This window comes from Pontiella sulfatireligans, from assembly GCF_900890705.1.
In the GTDB taxonomy this organism is placed as follows: domain Bacteria; phylum Verrucomicrobiota; class Kiritimatiellia; order Kiritimatiellales; family Pontiellaceae; genus Pontiella; species Pontiella sulfatireligans.
Genome location: NZ_CAAHFH010000002.1, coordinates 704,234 through 721,556, shown reverse-complemented (window position 1 = coordinate 721,556; position 17,323 = coordinate 704,234). Strand labels below are relative to the sequence as shown.

The window sequence follows — 17,323 nt, the reverse complement described above, 5'->3', positions numbered from 1 at the left end:
GACTGTCTCTACTAGATGATGATGTCGTTCTTGCCACCGCGGAGCTGATCCGGAGTGACGATCTGGGAAGCTTGCTCCTGTTGCATGCGGATCATGTCATCCTGCAGTTTTTTCACGGCGGCGTTGATCGCTGCCGGGAACTTTTCAACTGCTTCTTCGAGGTTGGTTGCTTCAATTTCGCCGGAAATGGGCAGTGCGCCGCTCGGGGTCATGATGTTGGTGGTCGCCGAGTAGGACGCCGTGCGGGCTTCGTCTTCGGTCCCATCCAACTTGATGGGAGTCAGCTTGCGGATGCTGCCGACCTGCAGGTCGGTAAAGTTTTCCTCTTTCCAGAGATTGCTTCCGTCGATCTTAATGTTTTCAAGGCCTGTTTCTTCGCTCATGGAATTACCTTTGGTAAGTGACCCGTGAGGCGTGAAGGAATCTGTTTCACGTTTCACTTTTCACGTTTCAAAAAATGGTGCGCCCAACAGGAGTCGAACCTGTATCTATGGCTTCGGAGGCCACTATTCTATCCATTGAACTATGGGCGCACGAAAGGGCAGGTTTATAGGGGGATTGCGACGGGGCCGCAATTAAAAAATGAAGTATGAATTTCTCAGGCTCTATTTTCAACACCCGCTACGCTCAAGACACGAAGAGCACTAAACTTAGTGGCCTTCGTGTCTTGGTGTTTAATTTTGCCCTTAAGAATGTTTCGCTTCAAACGCTGCCATGAACGAAATCAGCGCATCGACGCCTTCTTCCGGGAACGCGTTGTAGATCGAGGCTCGGATGCCGCCGACGGAGCGGTGGCCTTTGAGCGTTTTCAGGTTCCGCTTGGAGGCTTCTTCGATGAAGACCGGCTCGAGGTCTTCGTTCGCCAGGCGCCACGTCACATTCATGTTGGAACGGAATTCCGGAACCGCAGTGCCGGTGTAGAAGTCGGTGCCGTCGATGCAGTCGTAGAGTTTTCCTGCTTTTTCGGTGTTGAGCTTCTGCATGCCTTCGAGGCCGCCCAGGGCCTTGAGCCAGCGGGTGACGAGGCAGAGCATGTAGACGGGGAAGGTCGGTACAGTGTTGTAGAGCGAGTTGTTCGCAATGTGCGTTTTGTAGCGCATGATGGTCGGAACGGTGTCGGGGCAGCGTTCGGCCAGCTCGTCTTTGATGATGACGAGGGTGATGCCGGCCGGGCCGAGATTTTTCTGCGAACCGGCATAGATCAGTCCGAATTTGGAAACGTCCAGCGGACGGGACAGGATGTCGGAGGACATGTCAGCAATCAGGCACTCGTGTTCGGGGAAAACCTTCCACTGTGCGCCGGAAATGGTTTCGTTGGAGGTGATGTGCAGGTAGGCTGCGCCGTCGGTCAGGTTCAGTTCATCGACTGCGGGGACGCGGGTCGGAATTTCTTTGCCGCAGTCGGCCGCTACGTTGATGTTGCCGAGCATCTTGGCTTCTTTAATGGCTTTGGAGGCCCATGCGCCGGAATCGGTGTAGTCGGCGGTTTGGCCTTCGCCGAGCAGGTTCATCGGGATGAGCGGGAACTGGGTGGATGCGCCGCCGGTCATGAAGAGTACGCTGTAGCCTTCCGGAATGTTGAGCAGTTCCTTGATGTTGGCAATGCACTCGTCGTGAATTGCGCTGTATTCTTTGCCTCGGTGGCTCATTTCCATGATGGACATGCCGGTGCCCTGATAATCGACCAGTTCGGCAGCGGCTTCTTTGAGTACTTCTTCCGGCAGAATCGCCGGCCCAGCGGAAAAGTTATATGCTCTCATGTTTTGTATGCCCTTTGGGTTGAAATTTACGAAAACGAGAATCTAGCAATTCGCACTTAAGTGCTCCAACTCAAAATCCGATATAAAATGATCGAAATGGTGAGCGGATGATAATTGATTGTCCGTGACGGCGGTTGCGTCAGGTCGGGGCGCCCGGCCTTTATTTGAATACCCGATTGCGTGCGAAAGGCGTGTTTTCAAGCTTGAGTCGAAAGTCCATTTAACTATGGTTGCGCTTCGTTTTTTCACTCAACAGGAAACAGCTATGAAAGAAATCAGAATCGGTATACTCGGATTCGGCACCGTCGGCGCCGGCGTGGTCGAAGGCATCCAGAAGAATGGAGCGCTGATGGCCGACCGAACCGGCATCATGCCCATCGTAGCCAGAATTGCTGATCTCGATATCGAAACCGACCGCGGAATTACTGTGCCTGATGGCGTGTTGACGACCGATGCGATGTCGGTGATTGCTGATGAAAATGTTGATTTGATTGTGGAGTTGGTGGGTGGAACAACGGTTGCGCGCACCTTTACACTTGAAGCGCTGAAGCAGGGCAAGCCGGTCATTACGGCCAACAAGGCGCTGCTGGCCGACCACGGCGAGGAAATCTACAAAACCGCCCGCGAAAACAACATCGGCATCTATTACGAAGCGGCGGTTGGCGGCGGCATCCCAATCCTGCGCTCGCAGCGCGCCGGCTTGATCGGCAACCAGATCGAAAGCATTTACGGCATTCTGAACGGCACTTGCAACTATATGCTCACCCGCATGGAGCGCGAAGGCCTTCCGTTCGATGAAATTTTGGCCGATGCCCAAGCGCTCGGCTACGCTGAAACCCCGCCTGATCTCGACATCGACGGCATCGATACCGCCCACAAAGCGGTGGTGCTGGCCTCCATGGCCTACGGTGCGCCCGTTCCGATGGACGCTTGCCCGACCAGCGGCATCCGTGGACTCTCTGCATCGGAAATCGTCAATGCCGCCGATCTGGGCTACTGCATCAAGCTGCTCGCCATCATCAAGGATAATGATGGGGAAGTGGAGCTTTCCGTTGAGCCGGCGCTGGTGCCGAAAGAGCATATGATCGCCTCCGTCAGCGATTCTTTCAATGCCGTGTTTGTGAAGGGCGATATTGTTGGCGATACGATGTACTACGGTCGCGGCGCCGGGCGCCTGCCGACCGGAAGCGCCGTTATCGGCGACATCATGGAAGCGGCCTCCGACAAGCTGCACGACGTTGGAACGCCGGTCAGCGTTACGATGATGCTGCAGAAGGATGCATTGACCTATTGCTCCGGCGACAACATTATAAAGCGTTGCTACATCCGCCTCTGCCTGGAAGACAAGCCGGGCTCCATGGCGCAGGTCATGACGATTTTCGGCAAGCACAACATCAGCATTGCCTCCGTTGTACAGAAAGAGCGCCACGAAAGCGGCTCCGCCCCTGTTGTGATCCTTACGCAGGCCGCCAAGGAATCCGATTTCGTGGCCGCCATGACCGAGATCCAGGCATTGGACGTCTCCACCAGCGAGCCTATCCGCATGCGCCTCGAAGATTTTGAATAAACTATTAAACACTAAGACACGACTCAAAGATCGGTTCTTGGTAAACTTCGTGCCTTTGTGTTTTAAAAACGGTGAATGATATGAAAGTTGTAAAGTTTGGCGGGTCGTCTGTTGCGAATGCGGTGCAGATTTCAAAAATCATTAATATTGTCACGGCTGAAGCCTCCCGCCGCATCGTGGTCGTTTCCGCTCCCGGCAAGCGTCATGGTGAAGATACGAAGGTGACCGACCTGCTGATCGCATTGGCGAATGCCGTACTCGCCGGCGACGATTATGAAACCGCGCTGATGGCTGTGATTGCGCGCTATGCTGAAATTCAAAAAGATCTGGAACTTCCGGAAGCGGTGGTTTTCACCATTGAGGCCGATCTGCGCGGCCGCATCGAAAACCGCGGGCCGAACGATCTCCAATTCATGGACACCATGAAAGCTTCCGGCGAGGACAACAACGCCAAGGTGATTGCTGAGGCGTTCATCAAGAAGGGCCATCCGGCGAAGTATGTGAATCCCTGCACAGCCGGCATGCTGCTTTCGGACGAATTCGGCAACGCCGAAGTCCTGCCCGAGTCTTTTGAAAAACTCGCTGCGTTGAAGAACGAGGCCGAGATTCTTGTTTTTCCCGGTTTTTTTGGCTGCACCAAGGCCGGCGATGTGGCCACCTTCCCGCGCGGCGGTTCCGATATTACCGGCGCGATTCTCGCGGCGGCCGTACAGGCCGAGGTCTACGAAAACTTTACCGACGTCGACTCGGTCTATGCGATGGATCCGCGCATTGTTCCAAACGCCCCGGCGATCGACTTGATGACCTATCGCGAAATGCGCGAGCTGGCCTATGCCGGTTTCGGCGTCTTCCACGACGAGGCCGTCATACCCGCCGTCCAGCACGAGATTCCGATCTGCATCAAGAACACCAACCGCCCCGAAGCGCCAGGCACCATGATTGTTCCGGAGCGCAAATTCGAGCAGACCGAGGTGGCCGGAATTTCCAGCGCCGCCGGCTTCTGCGCGATCTACATCGACAAATACATGATGAACCGCGAAGTCGGTTTTGGCCGGCGTTTACTCCAAATCCTCGAAGACGAGGAAATCTCCTTCGAACACACCCCGTCCGGTATTGACAACATGTCGGTCATTCTTGAATCGAAGGAGCTCGGCGAAAAAGAAAAGATCGTTGTTGATCGCATCATGAACGAGCTGAAGCCCAACGATGTTTCCGTTGCGCACGGTCTGGCGTTACTGATGGTGGTGGGCGAGGGCATGCACTATGCCGTCGGTCAGGCCGCCAAGGCCACCAACGCTCTTGCCGACGCCGGCGTCAATATTGAGATGATCAATCAGGGCGCGTCCGAAATCAGCATGATGTTCGCCGTCAAGGAGACCGACCGCAAGAAAGCAGTCCACGCCCTCGGCGGCGCCTTTTTCAGCTAGCCGGCGTCCCTTTTTTGACGGGATTCCGGATGAACTGGATTTGCAATGCGATGCCGGATTTGTCACTATTTGCCCATGGATCGGCAACATACATATAAAGGGAATCTGAGCAGCCACTCGGACGACAACTTTGTGCCGGGCACCATCGAATCGCGACTCGGCCTGGTTTGGCCCCTAACCCGTGAAGTAGCTTCTCTGAGTCCCTATCTTGATCCTGATCAAAGGCTACAGCGACATATCACTCGCCTTAAACGCCGAGCAGGTTGATTTTATCCTTGTTGGTGCCTATGCATTGGCTGCCCACGAATATCCTCGCGCTACGATGGATATCGATATTTGGGTGATGCCTTCGCCCGCAAATGCTGAGGCGGTCATTCGTGCGCTTAGGCAGTTCGGTTCCCCGCTTCATGGCTTGAAGGTGGAAGATCTCCAAAGCAGCGATACTGTTTTTCAGATTGGCGTGGCGCCTCGACGAATCGACTTGTTGACTGGGGCAACCGGATTAGACTTTTCAACTGCATCGAAAAACGCAGTTGCGAGGCGGGTCGATGGGATTGATCTGAAGGTGTTGTCGATCGATGATCTGATTGTTAACAAGCTGGCAACCGGAAGGCCGAAGGATCAGGTCGATGCCGCTGAGTTAAGAAAACTCAAGGGCAGTTTGCGGGATACGGATTCCAAAAAGTGACAGGTTGCCTCTTCTCCAGCTGATCGTGCGTTTTCCGGAGCGTTGCGAAAACACTTAAGTCTCTCCAAAAAAACGCCCTTCGGGCTTGGTTCGGGTTTAGGGGGTGCGGTATGTTCCATCCCTTTGGGAAAAACAGGTTAATCACTATGAGCACTGAAAACAAAGTCTTTATCTATGACACGACGCTGCGGGATGGCGCACAGGCGGAAGGGGTTACTTTTTCGCCGGTTGCCAAGATCCATGTGGCAAAGATGCTTGATTCGTTCGGGGTGGATTACATCGAAGGCGGCTATGCGGCTTCGAATCCGAAGGACATGGCTTTCTTCAAGGACATCAAGAAGGAAAAACTGAAGCACGCCAAGGTGGCCGCGTTTGGCAGCACCCGCCGTGCAAATACTCCGGTTGAGCAGGACAAGGGCACGCTGGCGCTGCTCGAAGCGGACACGGAAGTCTGCACTATTTTCGGCAAGACCTGGCTCCTGCACGTGACCGAAGTGCTCAAGACCACGCCGGAAGAAAACCTGGCGATGATCGAAGATACCTGCCGCTTCCTGAAGGAGAACGGCAAGGAAGTCGTCTATGACGCCGAGCACTTTTTCGACGGCTACAAGGACAGCCCGGAATACGCTCTCCAATCATTGGAAGCCGCCACAAAGGGCGGTGCCGATGTGCTGGTGCTGTGCGATACAAACGGCGGCTGCCTTCCGCATGAAGTATTCGAAATCACCGCGCTGATCCGTGAGAAATTTGATGTGGCCGTGGGCATCCACACCCACAACGATTCGGAAACCGCCGTTGCTAATGCAATGGAGTCCGTTCGGGCCGGCGCCGTTCAGGTGCAAGGCGTGATCAACGGCTTCGGCGAGCGTTGCGGCAACTGCAATTTAATTTCTGTGGCGGCCAACGTCACCATGAAAACCGACAAGACCTGCCTGGCCGATCCGGAGCAGCTTAAAAACCTCAAGAAGCTTTCGCTGTTCGTAAACGAGCAGGCCAAGCTGCGCAACAACAAGCGCGCCGCATTTGTCGGTGATAGCGCCTTTGCGCACAAGGCCGGCATGCACGTCGATGGCGTCCGCAAGGTGTCGCACAGCTTTGAGCATGTGCCGCCGGAATCTGTCGGCAATTCGCGCCGCATTTTGATCTCGGAGCTTTCTGGAGCGAGCAATGTGATGGAAAAACTGCTCGAAATGGGGCTCGATAATATCGACCGCAAATCGCCGGAAGTGCGCGAAATCCTCCAGACGATGGAAAAGATGGAGAAGAGCGGCTATGTGTACGAATCGGCCGACGCATCCTTCAAGATGCTGATCAAGAAAGTGCTTAAGGAGCACAAGAGCTTCTTTGAACTCGACGGCTTCCGCGTGATAATCGAGAAGCGTGGCAAGAACGAGCCATGCATTTCGGAAGCGTCGCTCAAGCTGAAAGTAAACGGCGAAAAAGCGTTCACCGTGGGCGAGGGCGATGGGCCGGTCGATGCGCTTAACATGGCGCTGCGTCGCGCGCTTCACAAATTCTATCCGGGCATTGACGGCGTGTATTTGGCGGATTACCGCGTGAGCATCCTCGATCCCGAGGAAGCCACGGCGGCCAAGACCCGCGTGGTCATTGAGTCGTCCGACGGCGACTCGTCATGGAGCACGGTCGGTGTTTCGGAAAACATTATCGAAGCCTCGTGGGAAGCCCTCGTCGATGGGGTGGAATACAAGCTGTTCCTGAATGAGGAAAAGGCTGACTAGTGAAACGTGAGACGTGATTATGCGTAAGCTTCGTGTATTTGTTGACACGTGCGTTTTTGGCGGGTGTTTTGACGAGGAGTTCGAGCACCACAGCAAGCGCTTCTTCGAGGAAGTGCGGGATGGGCGTTTTGAGATTGTTGTTTCAGAGACGGTGCTCGCCGAACTCAAGGGTGCTCCGGAGAGGGTAAAGGAGTTGGTCGTCGAACTCATGGATTGCATGGAGATTGTAGCACCCTCTATTGAGATTGAGGCTTTGCGCGATGCTTACATCGAAGCTGAAGTTGTCGGCACGTCCAGTCTTGATGATGCCGAGCACATCGCGGTGGCTAGTGCTGTACAGGCCGATATAGTGGTTAGCTGGAACTTTAAGCATATTGTCCATTTCGATAAAATCAGGGGCTATAACGCGATAAATATGTTAAAAGGCTATCAAGCAATCGACATTAGAAGCCCGTCGGAGGTGATCGATTATGAAAAATAAGACATTTGATTGCGTGGAAATGAAAAACGAGATTCAACGGACGTTGCAGGGGGAGTACAAAGGATTGGTGCTGGAAGAGAGGCGCGCTCGAATGAACGAACGAATTTTGTCCGATCCGGTTTTGGGGCCGGCCTATCGTCGGTCGCTGGATAGGAAGGTGCGCGAGCAGATGAAGGTGGCGGAGGAGTCGCCGGAATACAAAACCCGGAAGGAAGCATAACGAGTAAGGCGTAATTAAGTTGCGCGTTATAGAACCTTGTTTCCTTGAATATTTTACGAATTACGAATTACGGATTAGACCTATGGCAGAACTAACACAGAAATACGACCCGAAGCAGGTTGAGGAAAAGTGGTACCAGAAGTGGATGGATGACGGACGTTTCCATGGCGACAGCGCGGACGGGGGCGACCCGTTCTGCATCGTGATTCCGCCGCCGAACGTAACCGGCATCCTGCACATGGGCCACGCGCTCAATAACAACATTCAGGATGTGCTGACCCGCGTTGCCCGCATGCAGGGTAAAAACACCACTTGGGTTCCGGGCACCGACCACGCTGGCATCGCCACGCAAAATGTCGTTGAACGTGCGCTGAAGAAAGAGGGGAAAACCCGCGACGACCTCGGACGCGAAAAATTTGTTGAACGTGTTTGGGAGTGGAAGGAAGAGTATGGCAACACCATTTCGAACCAGCTGAAAAAGCTGGGCGCCTCCTGCGACTGGGAGCGCGAGCGCTTCACGATGGATGAAGGGCTGAGCGATGCTGTATTGGAAATGTTTTGTCGTCTATATGACAAAAATTTGATCTACCGGGGCAGCCGCATCATTAACTGGTGCCCGCGCTGCGAAACCGCGCTCTCGGACGAAGAGAGCGAGCACGTTGACGTTGAAGGCGCGCTCTATCACCTGCGCTATGCCGTCAAAGGCAAGAAGCAGCGCATTGTTGTGGCGACCACCCGCCCGGAAACGATGATGGGCGACACCGCCGTGGCGGTCAATCCGCGCGATGAGCGCTATAAAGATTTGATTGGTGAAATGATCGTACTTCCGATCACCAACCGCGAAATTCCAATCATTGCTGACGACTATGTTGATCCAGAGTTTGGAACCGGCCTCGTTAAGGTTACTCCAGCGCATGATCCAAATGACTATGAAATGGGCATGCGCCACGATCTTCCGCAGATCAACGTGATGACGGATACCGGCGTCATGAACGAAAACGCCGGACCGTATGAAGGCATGGATCGTTTCGAATGCCGCAAGCAGCTGATGGAAGATCTGAAGGCTGCCGGGCTGGTTGAGAAGGTGGATGTACACGCTCACGCGGTTGGCCATTGCTATCGTTGCCACACCGTGGTTGAGCCGCGCCTGTCACCCCAGTGGTTCGTGAAAATGAAGCCGCTTGCACGCCCGGCGATCGAAGCCGTCAACGACGGCCGGATCAAGTTTGTGCCCGAGCGCTGGAACAAAACCTACATGGGCTGGATGGAAAACATTCGCGACTGGTGCATCTCGCGCCAGATCTGGTGGGGCCACCGCATTCCGATCTTCTATTGCGACGACTGCAACCATGTTTGGGCTTCGAAGGTTAAGGAAACCGCTTGTTCGAAATGCCAATCGTCTAATGTCCGTCAGGATGAAGACGTGCTCGACACGTGGTTCTCTTCCTGGCTTTGGCCGTTCAGCGTATTCGGCTGGCCGGAAACGAGCGAAGACCTGAAGTTTTACTACCCGTCCAAGACGCTGGTCACCGGAAACGAAATCATCTTTTTCTGGGTGGCGCGCATGGTTATGTCCGGCATGGAAATCATGGACGACATTCCGTTCGACACGGTCTATATCCACGGCACCGTGCGCGACGACCAAGGGCGCAAAATGTCGAAGAGCCTTGGCAACTCCATCGACCCGCTCGACATCATTGAAAAGTACAGCTCCGACGCGTTGCGCTTCTCGCTGCTGATGATTACTGCGACCGGACAGGACGTTTACATCAGCGACGAAAAGTTTGAGATCGGCCGCAACTTCGGCACGAAGATATGGAACGCCGCGCGCTTCATGGAAATGCATTCGGAAGGATTCGATGTCAAGGATTTGGCGTTCAACGAAGCCGATCTGACGCCGGACGACCAGCATCTGCTGGCCAAGCTGAACGAAGCGATTGCCTCCACGAATGACAACCTGCAACGCTACCGCTTCAACGATGCGACGCTGGCGCTGTATGATTTCTTCTGGCACAGCTACTGCGACTGGTATTTGGAATATGCCAAACCGATCCTATACAAGGGAACGCCGGAGCAGAAGAAGCACACCTTGCAGGTAATGCATTTTTCCTTCTCGACTGCGTTGCGCCTGCTGCATCCGTTCATGCCGTTCCAGACCGAAGAGCTGTGGCACGGCATGGACTATAATCACGAAGACGAAAGCATCATGGTTGCGCCGTGGCCGGAAAAGGCTGTGGTCACCGGCATTGATCCGAAGACCGTCAAGTATGTTGACGGCAAACACGACCTGATCCGCATTGGCCGCATTCTGCGCGCCGAGTATAACCTGAGCAACAAGCAGACTGCTGTATTCTTTGTGCGTCCGGCCAACGAGGCTTATGGTGAGCAGATCAATGCTGACAAGGCTTCGATCGTGGCGGCATTGAATGCGGAAAGCATCGAGGTTGACGTCAACTATACGCCGGAAGGCGCGATGCCGAGCGGCATCAGCGCACTGGGCACCGTCTACATGTCGATCGAAGGTCTCGTTGATGTCGATGCTGAAATCAAGAAGCTGACCGCCGAACTCGACGAAGTGAATGGCCATTTCGCCAACGTGAAGAAAAAGCTCTCCAACGAAAACTTCACCAGCCGCGCGCCCAGAGACGTTGTGGCCGTTCAGGAAAAGCGTAAGGAAGAGCTGATTGAAAAGAGCGAAAAGCTCGCGAAGATGATTGAAATGCTGCGGGGCTGATGTCGCGAATCTAGAATATGGAACAAGGAACAGATGAATGAAGAAGGGCTTCCCTTTGGGATTCAATATGCCATGTTCAATATTCTGCGGTTCAAACGGGGGAAGTTCAGGGGTGAGCTGGAGATAAATTGAATGAGTGAGACTACTGATGCAGTAAGACCCGGTCGTATTCCGAAATGGATGCGCCGCCCGATCCAGACCGATGTGGACTATGCCGAGACGCAGGCCACGCTGAAAAAGAACGGCCTGCATACCGTCTGTGAAGACGCCAAATGCCCGAACCGCCACGAGTGCTGGAACCATGGCACGGCAACGATCATGATTCTCGGCAACGTCTGTACGCGCGACTGCCGCTTCTGTTCGATCGCCACCGGAAAGCCGGAGGGCCTCGATCTCGGAGAGCCGTTGCGCGTGGCCGAGGCTGTCGAAACAATGAAGCTCAAGCATGTGGTGATCACTAGTGTAACGCGCGACGATATGCTCGACGGCGGCGCCGAAATTTTTGCCCAGACCATCACTGCGATTAAGGAACGGGTTCCCGGCTTAACGGTTGAAGTGCTTACGCCCGATTTCTGGGGGCGGAAGGAACCCCTCTACAAGGTGCTCGATGCCGGTCCATTGGTCTTCAACCACAACGTGGAAACCGTGAGGCGCCTGCAGCGTTCGATCCGCTCTGGCGCCACCTACGAGCGGTCGCTCTCCATTTTAAAAATGGCGTCGGAATACGGCGACGGTTCGATCAAGGTGAAAACCGGGATCATGCTGGGCCTCGGCGAGACCAATGAAGAAGTGATGGAATGTCTGCAGGATATCTACGAGCACGGCGTCCGTCTTCTGACGATTGGCCAATACATGGCCCCGACGCGCGATCACGCGCATACTAAGCGCTTCGTGACGCCGAAAGAATTCGCCGACTTTGAAGAAGCGGCCTACAAAATTGGTTTTGATGCGGTGGCTTCCGGACCGCTGGTTCGCTCCTCTTACCGCGCGGATAAGATGGTGTCTGCCTGACCGAGGTTCCTTCCCATGGAAAACGGCAACAACACAAAGAGGATTGATAAGTTCTGTGTGTTGATCTGCGCGTTTAATGAGTCGAAGCATATTGAAAGCGTTGTTCGAGGCGCCGTAGAGCAAAATCCCTGCCGGGTGGTCGTTGTCGACGACGGATCGACCGACGGCACCGCTGAACTGGCGGAAAAGGCCGGTGCGTATGTGGTGCGCAATTCCGAAAATGCGGGGAAGGGCGCTTCGCTCAAGCGCGGCTTCGAGTTGGTGCAGGAGCATCAGTGCGATGCCGTTATTGTCGTCGATGGCGACGGCCAGCACGACCCGCGTGAAATCGGTCGTTTTCTCGATGCTTACGAGCGCACCAAGATCCCGATTCTGGTCGGCAACCGGATGTCGGACATAAGGGGCATGCCGATCATCCGGCGCTGGACCAACCGGTTCATGGCTTGGATTTTGAACCGTTTGGTGAAAATCTATGTCGCCGATCCACCTTGCGGATACCGCTTCTATCGCACAGACGTGCTGCCGTTCATCATGAGCGACATGCCCCGGTTCGCCTTCGAGTTTGATATCCTGCTGCACGCCGCGCTGCGACGGGTGCGGATCGACTCGGTGCGGGTTTCAACCATCTATAACCGCGGGCGTCGAAGCTATGTGTCGCCGTTTCGCGATGCGTGGCTTTTGTTCAAAGTGGTTAAGCACCACTTTCTTGAAGGCAGGCGCTAGGTTCGTTTCCCGCTTTTTTCCCGCCCCGGTTCCAGATGCTGGAAATCCGGCTCGCATGGGAGATCTCTAGCTTAATGTGGCCAAGGCCGTCGAGGCGCAGCTGCGAGGCGACGGTGCGCAGAGCGGTGTCGGGCGTGTTGCAGTCGGAGCTGAGGTGCGAGAGGAAAACATGTTCGAGTGCATCTGTTGCGCATTCGGCAATCAGCCGCGCGGCATCGGTGTTGGAGAGGTGTCCCTGCCGGCTGCGGATGCGCTGTTTGAGCGACCACGGGCGGGGCGCTTCGCGCAACAGGTCTTCGTCGTGGTTGGATTCCATGATGATGGCCCGGCAGCCTTTGAGCTTTTCGCGGATGAGCGAGGTGCTCATGCCAAGGTCGGTTACAATGCCGACGGCGGTTTTTTCGGTTTGAAGGCGGAAGCCAACCGGTTCATAGGCATCGTGCGGAACGGAAAAGGGCTCGATGGTGATGTCGCCAATCATGAACGGTGCTCCGGTTTGGAACACTTTGGCTGAAATTTCGGAGGCCTTGGGCTGGCGCATGATGCCGTTGAGCGTGCCGGCGTTGGCGTAGACCGGAATGCCGTGGCGTTTTTGCAGCACGCGGATGCCGGCTACGTGGTCGCCGTGCTCGTGGGAAACGCAGATGCCGTTGATGCTTTCCGGGACGACGCCGATTTGGTCGAGCCGCACGGCCACCTGCTTGGCGCTCAGCCCGGCATCAACGAGTATCCGGGTCTTTTCCGAGGCCACGTAGATCGAGTTTCCTGAACTCCCGCTGGCCAATATGCACACTTCCAAACTCATGAATAAATCTCCTAAAATCGCCACCCATCATAGACAACGCCCTTGAGATGGAAACAACTTTTATCGGGTGATTGGGTTATTCGGCATTTGAATGCGCAATAAAGCGGTCTGAGGGGGATCTGCCTGCACGAATCGGTTATCCATTCTTTTCTAAACTTGGCTTGAGATATGCATATGAAAGGGTACATTCGCGTTATGGCATATCCCGGACTAGCTCTCAGTCAAGAAATGAAGATGTCGCAAGTTCTTGCGCCACATCTTTTCCAATCGTTGGAAATTCTCCAGATGCCGCTGCTCGACCTGCAGCAAATGATCAAACAGGAGCTTTCCGAAAACCCCACGTTGGAGGCCACGCTCGAGCAGGCCGACGAGCAGATCGAGATTGAACAGGGCACCAAGGATGTCGAGCGAGATGAATTCGACAACGAGCTTGAAAAGCTGGCGGCGCTCGGCGAGGAGTTCGACAGCTATCAGGATCGGGGGCAGATTTCCGGAGGCACCGACGCCGAAGAAAAATACCAGTATATGATGGATTCGCTTTCCGAGGCGTCTTCGCTCCACGACCAGTTGCTTGACCAGCTCGCCCTTTCCGGGTTGGACGACTACGAAAAGAAGATTGCCGAAATCGTGATTGGCAACATCGACGACGAAGGTTATCTGCAGCTCGACGTCGAAGACCTGCTGGCGCTGCCCAACTTTCCGGTCGAGACTCTGGATAAGATTCTTGATACGATCCACGATTTCGAGCCAGCGGGGGTAGGCGCGCGCGATCTGCGCGAATGCCTGCTGCTTCAGCTCAAGCGCATGAAACGCGAAGACTCGCAGGAATATCAGATGATCGACCAGCATCTCGATCTGATAGGCCGCCACAAGTACGAAGATATTGCTCGTGCCATGGGGCTGACCTCCGACCGTGTGAAGGAGCTGGCCAAGGCGGTCGCCAAGTTGGACCCCAAGCCGGGTCGTAATTTTTCCGAGGAGCGGATTGAATACGTCACTCCGGAAATCCTCGTTGAGAAGAAAGACGGCGAATACGTCATCACGCAAAACAAGAAGCCGTACCCCCACCTGTTTATCAGCCAGAAATATCTGCAGATGCTCAAGGATCCCAAAACCTCCAAAGAGGTGAAGACCTACATCCGCGAAAAGATTGCCAAGTCGAAGCAGTTCATTCAGAGCATCGACCAGCGCATGGACACCATCTACCGCATTGCTGTGGAGATTGTCCGCATTCAGCGCGACTATTTTGATTACGGTGTTTCAAAGCTCCGCCCGCTCAATATGAAGACAGTGGCTGAGCTTCTGGAGGTTCACGAAACCACCATCAGTCGCGCCACGGCAGGAAAATTCATGCAGACCCCGCGCGGTCTGTTGAGCATGAAGTATTTCTTCAAGCCCGGAATCATGACGGCCAGCGGAGAGGCGATCTCCAACGAAAGCGTCAAAGCGGCGCTGGGCGATATTGTACGTGCTGAGGACAAGAAAAAGCCTTACTCCGACGCGAAGATTGTTACGTTGCTGGAAGAGAAGGGGATGAAGATTGCCCGCCGCACCGTCGCCAAATACCGCGACCAGCTCCGCATCCTGCCTTCGCACCTGCGCAAGCAGCATTAGGTATTACGTACTGCGTATTACGTATTGACCAGGCCGGAAGAGTCCGGAAGTTTCCCGCAATACGCTACGCTTCAGCCTTCTTTTTCTTCAGATTGCGCAGTCCGGTCTGGGCGATCATCAACAGGTTGCTGGTGGTCCAGTAGAGCACTAGGCCCGACGGCATGGTGTAGAAGAAGAACAGCATCATGATCGGCATCATGAACGTCATCATTTTCTGCTGTTGCTGTTGTTCTGGGGTCGCGACCGCAGTAGGGGTCATCTTTTGCTGCCAAACCATTGAGGCCGACATTAGCAAGGGAAGGATGTTGAGCGAGCCAACGAATGGAATCTGGCCGGCGAACAGGTTTTCAGCCGTGCTGAGGTCGGAGATCCAAAGGAAGCCGGCATAGCGGAGCTCGATGGCGTTGCGCAATACGGTGAAGAGCGCAATAAATACCGGAATCTGCACGACCATCGGCAGGCAGCCTCCCATCGGATTGACCTTCTTCTCTTTGTAGAGCTTCATGGTTTCCTGTTGCAGCTTTTGCGGATTGGCCTTTCCGTACTTGGCCTGGAGCGCCTTGACTTCCGGCTGGATCTCCTGCATGCGCCGCATGCTTTCCGTGCTCTTGTGCGTGAGCGGCCAGAACAGGATGCGGACGAGCAGGGTCAGCAGGATAATGGCGATGCCGTAGTTGCGGACTATGCCGTAGAACAGATTGAGCGTCCACAGCAGGGCTCTGCGCGCCGGTTCCATCAGCCAGTTCATGAAGGAGAAGATTCCGGTGGTCTCAAATTCCATCACGCCTTGCATGTTGTTGCCGACGGCTTCGAGAGTGGAATATTTTTTTGGGCCGATGAAGTAGGTGTAGTCGAGTTCCAGTGCGTCGCCTGCATTGACGGCGGCTGGCTTGAAGGCCAGTGCTGCTCTGATCTCGCTTGGAAGGATGCCTTTCTCGGCAGGATCGCGCTGGCAGAGCAGGGCCATCGTGGCGATGGGCTCTGTTGGGCTCAGGATCTGTGTGAAAAACTTGTTTTTGGCCGCCACCCAATCGACCGGCATGTTGGACATGCCTTCCGGAACCGCATCCAGTGTTTCCGGTTTTCCGGCTTCTTTGAACAGCTTGTTGAGTTTGCGCCCCCAATAGTTGATGCCGGCGATGGGAGCGTAGGAGTCGACGCCGAGGATGCTGACGCCTTTCATGGCCTTTATGGTGGGCGGGTTTTGCATCGGGCCGGTCAGGATGCGGATGGCCGGAATGTTCCAAGGCTCGGGGCTGGAGTTGATGAAACGGTCTTTGATGGTCAGCAGGTAGCCGTTGCCCAGCGTGATGGTGCGCTCGAAGGCGGTGCCGCCTTTCCAGGTTTTGGTGAAGACGGCGGTTTTGCTGTCATCAAGGGTTTTAATGTTGAGCGATTCTTGGTCGCCGATGCCCGCAAGGCCTTCATAGGCGAGGGCTGTTGCGCCGGAAAAGTCGAGCACGACCGGGTCGGGCTCCCCTTTGAACTTCGGGTATTCCAGCAGGGTGGCGGTCTTGATGCCGCCGCCCAGCGAGGTGACCGTTAGTTTGACGATATCGTTTGAAAGCTCGCCGGTTACTTCCTCGTCTGGAACGACCACGGCCTCGGGAATGGCCTGCGCAACTTTGGTTGCGGCTTCCGCGGCTGTTTCGGGAAGGGCGACGCCTTCCGTGTTGCCGGCCAGTGGTGCTTCCGTTGCTGCCTGTTCAACCGGGGCGGGGGTTTTGGCCGGATATTTCGGGGCAATGAAGGTGCGGTCGATAAACATCCAGGCCGGGATGAGCAACGCCAGCAAGATTACGGGGATCAGGTCTTTTTTATTCATATCATCTCTCTTCTAAAATTATTTTTTCCGGCGGGGAACGGGGTCGTATCCGCCGGGGTGGAACGGGTGGCACTTGCATATTCTTTTAATTCCAAGCCAAAGACCGAGAACCATACCATGTTGTTTGAGTGCATCAATGCAATAGTTGGAGCAGCTCGGGTGGAAGCGGCAACGTTGGCCGAGCCATGGGCTGACCGCCTTTTGGTAAAGCCGGATCAGCAAAACTGCCGCTTTCACCGGCAACTCAATCAACATTCGTCCGGACATTGGTTTGATCAAATTCCTTTTCTGCCTGTTTCAGGTTTTCTTCGGATATGAGGCCTGCCTTTTGGGCGAGCTTGAGCATTTCGCGGATAATGTCCGGCCACTCGGCGGAAAGGATCGCGCGACGCCCGATGAGGAGTACGTCGAAGTCGCCGGAAAAGTAGGGACGCAGATTGCGGTAGGCTTCGCGCAGGCGCCGACGCGCAAAGTTGCGCTGGTTGGCGCGCAAGTGCACTTTCTTGCTGGTCACAACGCCGAGCCGGAGGGCGGTGCCTTCACCGCTGCGCCGCCACATCACCATGTTGCGCCCGACCCATTTCTTTCCTTGACTGAAGGTTTCGGAAAAGAGGGACGAATGGGTCAGCCGGTGCTCTTTCGATAAACGACGATCAAGCCCGCTCTTGTGAAGCGGGCTTGAGTCGATGGAACGGTCCGACTCCCGGTTATGGGGCTCGGGCATGTTCT

At 55.0% G+C, this 17,323-nt stretch carries 16 protein-coding genes and 1 tRNA gene; 10 read left to right on the top strand and 7 right to left on the bottom strand.

Annotated elements, in window-relative coordinates; all coding sequences use genetic code 11:
• Positions 1-11 precede the first annotated feature (11 nt).
• The 3 genes from SCARR_RS16065 to serC all read right to left on the bottom strand — a co-directional run bounded on the left by SCARR_RS16065 (position 12) and on the right by serC (position 1,760).
• A complete protein-coding gene (locus tag SCARR_RS16065) occupies positions 12-383 on the bottom strand; it encodes a hypothetical protein (RefSeq protein WP_136062686.1) in 372 nt (123 codons plus the stop codon).
• Between the two features lie 75 nt (positions 384-458).
• A tRNA-Arg gene (locus SCARR_RS16060) sits at positions 459-533 on the bottom strand.
• A gap of 153 nt (positions 534-686) precedes the next feature.
• The gene (gene serC / locus SCARR_RS16055; RefSeq protein WP_136062685.1) at positions 687-1,760 is read right to left on the bottom strand and encodes a 3-phosphoserine/phosphohydroxythreonine transaminase; all 1,074 of its coding nucleotides are present in this window, start codon (positions 1,758-1,760) and stop codon (positions 687-689) included.
• Between the two features lie 265 nt (positions 1,761-2,025).
• On the opposite strand from serC, the gene SCARR_RS16050 reads away from it, so the two are divergent.
• The 9 genes from SCARR_RS16050 (at position 2,026) to SCARR_RS16010 (ending at position 12,350) form a co-directional block, all read left to right on the top strand.
• Positions 2,026-3,327, top strand: a complete 1,302-nt coding sequence (locus tag SCARR_RS16050; protein ID WP_168433365.1) for a homoserine dehydrogenase — start codon at positions 2,026-2,028, stop codon at positions 3,325-3,327.
• 80 nt (positions 3,328-3,407) lie between these two features.
• Positions 3,408-4,754 carry an aspartate kinase gene (locus SCARR_RS16045; RefSeq protein ID WP_136062683.1) on the top strand — a complete coding sequence of 449 codons (1,347 nt, stop codon included), beginning with the start codon at positions 3,408-3,410 and terminating at the stop codon, positions 4,752-4,754.
• A 208-nt stretch (positions 4,755-4,962) separates the two neighbouring features.
• Entirely contained in the window at positions 4,963-5,442 is a 480-nt protein-coding gene (locus SCARR_RS16040) for a DUF6036 family nucleotidyltransferase (protein WP_222846340.1), read from the top strand.
• 146 nt (positions 5,443-5,588) lie between these two features.
• Positions 5,589-7,181, top strand: coding sequence for a citramalate synthase (cimA, locus tag SCARR_RS16035; protein ID WP_136062682.1), 1,593 nt, complete (start codon positions 5,589-5,591; stop codon positions 7,179-7,181).
• 19 nt (positions 7,182-7,200) lie between these two features.
• The gene (locus SCARR_RS16030) at positions 7,201-7,662 is read left to right on the top strand and encodes a PIN domain-containing protein (RefSeq protein ID WP_136062681.1); all 462 of its coding nucleotides are present in this window, start codon (positions 7,201-7,203) and stop codon (positions 7,660-7,662) included.
• The gene (locus tag SCARR_RS16025) at positions 7,652-7,882 is read left to right on the top strand and encodes a hypothetical protein (protein WP_136062680.1); all 231 of its coding nucleotides are present in this window, start codon (positions 7,652-7,654) and stop codon (positions 7,880-7,882) included. The genes SCARR_RS16030 and SCARR_RS16025 overlap by 11 nt, the downstream gene beginning before the upstream one ends.
• A gap of 82 nt (positions 7,883-7,964) precedes the next feature.
• Positions 7,965-10,616, top strand: coding sequence for a valine--tRNA ligase (locus SCARR_RS16020; protein WP_136062679.1), 2,652 nt, complete (start codon positions 7,965-7,967; stop codon positions 10,614-10,616).
• Positions 10,617-10,748: 132 nt separating this feature from the next.
• On the top strand, positions 10,749-11,627 hold the full coding sequence (gene lipA / locus SCARR_RS16015) for a lipoyl synthase (protein ID WP_136062678.1): 879 nt from the start codon (positions 10,749-10,751) through the stop codon (positions 11,625-11,627).
• Positions 11,628-11,642: 15 nt separating this feature from the next.
• Positions 11,643-12,350 (top strand): glycosyltransferase family 2 protein, encoded by a 708-nt coding sequence (locus SCARR_RS16010; RefSeq protein WP_136062677.1) that lies wholly within the window; start codon positions 11,643-11,645, stop codon positions 12,348-12,350.
• Here the strand turns inward: SCARR_RS16010 and SCARR_RS16005 are convergent.
• Positions 12,319-13,155 carry an MBL fold metallo-hydrolase gene (locus tag SCARR_RS16005; RefSeq protein ID WP_136062676.1) on the bottom strand — a complete coding sequence of 279 codons (837 nt, stop codon included), beginning with the start codon at positions 13,153-13,155 and terminating at the stop codon, positions 12,319-12,321. The two genes, SCARR_RS16010 and SCARR_RS16005, sit on opposite strands and share 32 nt — an antisense overlap.
• A gap of 168 nt (positions 13,156-13,323) precedes the next feature.
• Here SCARR_RS16005 and rpoN point away from each other — a divergent pair, with 168 nt between their 5' ends.
• Positions 13,324-14,769, top strand: coding sequence for an RNA polymerase factor sigma-54 (gene rpoN, locus SCARR_RS16000; RefSeq protein ID WP_136062675.1), 1,446 nt, complete (start codon positions 13,324-13,326; stop codon positions 14,767-14,769).
• Between the two features lie 64 nt (positions 14,770-14,833).
• Here rpoN and yidC read toward each other — a convergent pair whose 3' ends face one another.
• Genes yidC through rnpA form a run of 3 tightly spaced genes read right to left on the bottom strand, consistent with a single transcriptional unit; the run spans position 14,834 to position 17,318 of the window.
• Positions 14,834-16,594, bottom strand: a complete 1,761-nt coding sequence (gene yidC, locus SCARR_RS15995; protein WP_136062674.1) for a membrane protein insertase YidC — start codon at positions 16,592-16,594, stop codon at positions 14,834-14,836.
• A gap of 18 nt (positions 16,595-16,612) precedes the next feature.
• On the bottom strand, positions 16,613-16,849 hold the full coding sequence (gene yidD / locus SCARR_RS15990) for a membrane protein insertion efficiency factor YidD (RefSeq protein WP_136064647.1): 237 nt from the start codon (positions 16,847-16,849) through the stop codon (positions 16,613-16,615).
• Positions 16,839-17,318, bottom strand: a complete 480-nt coding sequence (gene rnpA, locus SCARR_RS15985) for a ribonuclease P protein component (protein ID WP_136062673.1) — start codon at positions 17,316-17,318, stop codon at positions 16,839-16,841. Before rnpA ends, yidD begins: the two co-directional genes overlap by 11 nt.
• Positions 17,319-17,323 lie beyond the last annotated feature (5 nt).

Coding starts and splice junctions, on each gene's coding strand:
- yidD (WP_136064647.1), bottom strand. CDS start 16,849: ATGTTGATTGAGTTGCCGGTGAAAGCGGCAGTTTTGCTGATCCGGCTT.
- SCARR_RS16025 (WP_136062680.1), top strand. CDS start 7,652: ATGAAAAATAAGACATTTGATTGCGTGGAAATGAAAAACGAGATTCAA.
- rpoN (WP_136062675.1), top strand. CDS start 13,324: ATGCATATGAAAGGGTACATTCGCGTTATGGCATATCCCGGACTAGCT.
- SCARR_RS16030 (WP_136062681.1), top strand. CDS start 7,201: ATGCGTAAGCTTCGTGTATTTGTTGACACGTGCGTTTTTGGCGGGTGT.
- SCARR_RS16005 (WP_136062676.1), bottom strand. CDS start 13,155: ATGAGTTTGGAAGTGTGCATATTGGCCAGCGGGAGTTCAGGAAACTCG.
- SCARR_RS16010 (WP_136062677.1), top strand. CDS start 11,643: ATGGAAAACGGCAACAACACAAAGAGGATTGATAAGTTCTGTGTGTTG.
- cimA (WP_136062682.1), top strand. CDS start 5,589: ATGAGCACTGAAAACAAAGTCTTTATCTATGACACGACGCTGCGGGAT.
- rnpA (WP_136062673.1), bottom strand. CDS start 17,318: ATGCCCGAGCCCCATAACCGGGAGTCGGACCGTTCCATCGACTCAAGC.
- SCARR_RS16065 (WP_136062686.1), bottom strand. CDS start 383: ATGAGCGAAGAAACAGGCCTTGAAAACATTAAGATCGACGGAAGCAAT.
- SCARR_RS16020 (WP_136062679.1), top strand. CDS start 7,965: ATGGCAGAACTAACACAGAAATACGACCCGAAGCAGGTTGAGGAAAAG.
- yidC (WP_136062674.1), bottom strand. CDS start 16,594: ATGAATAAAAAAGACCTGATCCCCGTAATCTTGCTGGCGTTGCTCATC.
- SCARR_RS16050 (WP_168433365.1), top strand. CDS start 2,026: ATGAAAGAAATCAGAATCGGTATACTCGGATTCGGCACCGTCGGCGCC.
- serC (WP_136062685.1), bottom strand. CDS start 1,760: ATGAGAGCATATAACTTTTCCGCTGGGCCGGCGATTCTGCCGGAAGAA.
- lipA (WP_136062678.1), top strand. CDS start 10,749: ATGAGTGAGACTACTGATGCAGTAAGACCCGGTCGTATTCCGAAATGG.
- SCARR_RS16045 (WP_136062683.1), top strand. CDS start 3,408: ATGAAAGTTGTAAAGTTTGGCGGGTCGTCTGTTGCGAATGCGGTGCAG.